The organism is Sphingomonas sp. FUKUSWIS1 (assembly GCF_000733135.1).
Lineage (GTDB): Bacteria > Pseudomonadota > Alphaproteobacteria > Sphingomonadales > Sphingomonadaceae > Sphingomonas > Sphingomonas aerolata.
Map to the genome: position 1 here is coordinate 1 of NZ_JPJC01000078.1, position 4186 is coordinate 4186.

The following is a 4186-nucleotide window of genomic DNA, read 5'->3' on the forward strand; positions in this document are numbered from 1 at the left end:
GGGTGGGGTGGGGTGGGGTGGGGGGGCAAGCAGCGGCCCCTTATCGGTAGCCAAATACCCCCCGTTCGCCCTGAGCGCAGTCGAAGGGCCTGCCCCAAGCGGGGTGCTTCGACGTCGCTCAGCACGAACGAGCGTAGGGAAGGCGGCGAATACCGGCCTTAGTTCTTCGCCTTATCCACCAGCGCGTTCTTCCCGATCCACGGCATCATGCCGCGCAGCTCGCTGCCGATCTTCTCGATCGGATGCGCCAGCGCCTGCTTGCGCGCCGCCTTGAGCTCGGGCTGGCCGGCGCGGTTGTCGAGGATGAAGTTCTTCACGAACCGGCCCGACTGGATGTCGGCCAGCACGCGCTTCATCTCGGCTTTGGTCTCCGACGTGATGATCCGCGGACCCGTGGTGATGTCGCCATATTCTGCGGTGTTGGAGATCGAATAGCGCATGTTGGCGATCCCGCCCTCATAGAGCAGGTCGACGATCAGCTTGGTCTCGTGCAGGCACTCGAAATAGGCCATTTCGGGGGCGTAGCCGGCTTCGGTCAGCGTCTCGAACCCGGCCTGGATCAGGTGCGTGATGCCGCCGCAGAGCACGGCCTGCTCGCCGAACAGATCGGTCTCGCATTCCTCGCGGAAATTGGTTTCGATGATGCCCGAGCGGCCGCCGCCGACGCCCGATGCATAGGCGAGCGCGATGTCGTGCGCGTTGCCCGACTTGTCCTGGTCGATCGCGATCAGGCAGGGGACGCCGCCGCCGCGGACATATTCGCTGCGCACGGTGTGGCCGGGGCCCTTGGGCGCGATCATGATGACGTCGAGATCGGCGCGTGGCTCGATCAGGCCGAAATGGACGTTGAGGCCGTGCGCGAACGCGATCGTCGCACCCTGCTTCAGATTGTCGTGCAGGTCGGTCGCGTAGATTGCCGCCTGATGCTCGTCGGGGGCGAGAATCATGACGATGTCGGCCCAGGCCGCCGCCTCGGCGTTCGACTTGACCGCGAAGCCGGCCTCGATAGCCTTCTTGGCGGTCGGCGAGCCCTCGCGCAGCGCGATCGCGACGTCCTTGACGCCCGAATCGCGCAGGTTCTGCGCGTGCGCATGGCCCTGCGAGCCGTAACCGACGATCGCGATCTTCTTGTCGGTGATCAGGTTCAGGTCGGCGTCGCGATCGTAATAGACACGCATTATATTCTTCCTTCTTTCGTCATTCCGGCGAACGCCGGAACCCAGGGTTCCAGGCGGCGCCGTTCGTGGTTCTGTGTCCCGACTTGCGTCGGGATGACGGGGTAAACTTACGCCGGCTCTTTGCCGCGGGCGATCGCGACGATGCCGGTGCGGGCGACTTCGATCAGGCCGACTTCGCCCATGAGCTCGACGAACTTGTCGATCTTGTCGATCCCGCCGGTCACCTCGAACACGAAGCTCGACGTCGTCGCGTCAACCACGCGCGCGCGGTAGACGTCGGCGAGGCGGAGCGCCTCGATCCGGTGGTCGCCGGTGCCGCGCACCTTGACCAGCGCCAGCTCGCGCTCGACATGCGCGCCCTGCGCGGTCAGGTCGGTGACCTTGTGGACGGGGACGAGCCGGTCGAGCTGCGCGAGGATCTGCTCCATCGTCGCGGGCGACGCGCTGGTGACGATCGTGATGCGGCTGACCGCCTTGTCGGCGGTGATCTCCGACACGGTCAGGCTCTCGATATTATAGCCGCGCGCGGTGAACAGGCCGGCGATCCGGGCGAGGATGCCCGGCTCGTTGTCGACGATCACGGCGAGCGTATGCCGCTCGGCCTTTTCCTGGGAAATATGCATCAAACCAGTGCCTTCGCTTCGTCGTCCATCGTGCCCGACACTTCGTTCGCCTGAAGGATCATGTCGGTATGCGCAGCACCGCTCGGGATCATCGGGAAGCAGTTGGTCAGTTGCGACACGCGGCAATCGACGATCACCGGGCCGTCATGGGCCAGCATCTCCGCGATCCCGCTGTCGAGCTGGTCGCGCGTCTCGATCAGGATGCCCTTCCAGCCATAAGCCTCGCCCAACCGGACGAAATCGGGCAGCGAATCCGAATAGCTCTCGGCATAGCGGCTCTCATAGGTGAGCTCCTGCCACTGGCGGACCATGCCCATATACTGGTTGTTGAGGATGAAGATCTTCACCGGCAACCGGTATTGGGTGGCGGTCGCCAGCTCCTGGATGTTCATCTGGATCGACGCCTCGCCGGCGATGTCGATCACCAGCGCGTTCGGGTTGCCGAGCTGCGCGCCGATCGCGGCGGGCAGGCCGTAGCCCATCGTGCCGAGACCGCCGCTGGTCAGCCACTTGTTCGGCTTTTCGAACCCGAAATGCTGTGCGGCCCACATCTGGTGCTGGCCGACCTCGGTCGTGATGATCGGGTTGCGTGCCTTGGTCGCGTCGAACAGCGCCCGGATCGCGCGCTGCGGCATGATCTCGTTCGGGTCGTTCTCGGGGAAGTCGAGGCACTTGACCGCGCGCCAGCCGGCGATCCGCCGCTGCCAGTCGGTGGTGTCGGGCTTGGGATGCTGACGGCTCTTCCAGATCCGCACCATGTCCTCGAGCGCATGGCCGACGTCCGCGATGATGCCGAGATCGACGCGCACCGTCTTGTTCACCGACGAGCGATCGATGTCGATATGCACTTTCCGCGAGTTCGGGCTGAACGCGTCGAGCCGTCCGGTCACGCGGTCGTCGAACCGGCTGCCGAGCGCGACGACGAGGTCGGCCTGGTTCATCGCCATGTTGGCCTCGTAGGTGCCATGCATCCCGAGCATGCCGAGCCACTGCTCGCCGCTCGCGGGATAGGCGCCGAGGCCCATCAGCGTCGACGTCACCGGCGCGCCGGTGATGCGGACGAGCTCGCACAGCAGCTGGCTCGCGGCAGGGCCCGAATTGATGATGCCGCCGCCGGTGTACAGGATCGGGCGTTCGGCCGCAGCAAGCATGTCCACCAGCTGCTCGATCTGCGACTGGTCGGCCTTCACCTGCGGGCGATAGGTCTTGTGCTGGATCGGGCCGGGCTTAGTGTAGCGCGCGGTCGCGACCTGCACGTCCTTGGGAATGTCGACGACCACCGGCCCCGGACGACCCGAGGTGGCGATGTGGAACGCCTCGTGGATCACCCCGCCGAGCTTGGCCGGGTCCTTCACGAGATAATTGTGCTTCGAACAGTGACGCGTGATGCCGACGGTATCGGCCTCCTGGAACGCGTCGGTGCCGATCAGCGCGGTCGGCACCTGTCCGGTGATCACGACCATGGGAATCGAATCCATCAGCGCATCGGTGATCCCGGTGACTGCATTGGTCGCGCCGGGCCCCGAGGTGACGAGCACCACGCCGGGCTTGCCGGTCGAGCGGGCATAACCCTCCGCCGCATGCGTCGCGGCCTGTTCATGGCGCACCAGGATGTGCTTGATCCGGCCGCTGCGAAACAGCGCGTCGTAGATCGGCAGCACGGCACCGCCCGGATAGCCGAACACGACCTCCACGCCGAGATCGCACAGCGCCTCGATCAGGATATCGGCTCCACTCTTCTCGGTCATCACGTCAAAATCCTTTCGAATGCGCCGCCTTTAGCGCCTCGTGGAGGGGGCGGCTACCGATATAAAAGATGCGTGTCAAACATCATTTTAGCAATATAGTTTCAAATTGCTGCAAGCGCGTTGAAAAATCGAGCGCGTTAGTGCGCGTCCAGGCGGCCGGCGGCTGGTGGCGAAGCCAGGTATATTGCCGCTTGGCATAGCGCCGCGTAGCGAGCGATCCGGCCGCGATCGCGTCGGTTTTCGACACCCCTCCGCGAACGAGTCCGGCGATCTCGGGAACGCCGATCGCGCGGCGGATCGGTGCGTCCGGCGGGATGTCGGTGCGGGCGAGGAGTGCGGTGACTTCCGCTTGGCTGGTCTCGGCCATCTCGGCGAAGCGCTGGTCGATGCGCGCGTTCAGCCAGTCGCGGTCGGGGATCAGGATCAGCGCGCGAACGTCCAGCCGGTCGCCGATCCCGCCCACCCGTTCGGTCTGCCAGTCGGCGAGCGTGCGGCCGGTCCCGCGGACCACCTCGAGCGCGCGCGCGACGCGCGTAGTGTCGGCGGCGTTGAGCCGTGCGGCGGCGGGCGGGTCGAGCAGCGCGAGCGCGGCATGCGCCTCGGCGACGGGGAGCGCGCGGACCTGCTCGCGAAGGTC

General features: G+C 65.8%; 3 protein-coding genes and 1 pseudogene. All 4 read right to left on the reverse strand.

Annotated features, from left to right (window positions below; genetic code table 11):
• Positions 1-158: 158 nt before the first annotated feature.
• Positions 159-1178 (reverse strand): ketol-acid reductoisomerase, encoded by a 1020-nt coding sequence (gene ilvC, locus sphsw_RS05795; RefSeq protein ID WP_031439771.1) that lies wholly within the window; start codon positions 1176-1178, stop codon positions 159-161.
• Positions 1179-1285: 107 nt separating this feature from the next.
• Entirely contained in the window at positions 1286-1801 is a 516-nt protein-coding gene (ilvN, locus tag sphsw_RS05800; RefSeq protein WP_031395186.1) for an acetolactate synthase small subunit, read from the reverse strand.
• Positions 1801-3549 carry an acetolactate synthase 3 large subunit gene (locus tag sphsw_RS05805; RefSeq protein WP_031439772.1) on the reverse strand — a complete coding sequence of 583 codons (1749 nt, stop codon included), beginning with the start codon at positions 3547-3549 and terminating at the stop codon, positions 1801-1803. The genes ilvN and sphsw_RS05805 overlap by 1 nt, the downstream gene beginning before the upstream one ends.
• A gap of 82 nt (positions 3550-3631) precedes the next feature.
• A pseudogene (locus sphsw_RS05810) lies at positions 3632-4186 on the reverse strand (tRNA dimethylallyltransferase); the annotation flags it as partial.

Bases quoted from the DNA above. Each gene is read 5' to 3' on its own strand.
- ilvC (WP_031439771.1), bottom strand. From the start codon at position 1,178: ATGCGTGTCTATTACGATCGCGACGCCGACCTGAACCTGATCACCGAC.
- ilvN (WP_031395186.1), bottom strand. From the start codon at position 1,801: ATGCATATTTCCCAGGAAAAGGCCGAGCGGCATACGCTCGCCGTGATC.
- sphsw_RS05805 (WP_031439772.1), bottom strand. From the start codon at position 3,549: ATGACCGAGAAGAGTGGAGCCGATATCCTGATCGAGGCGCTGTGCGAT.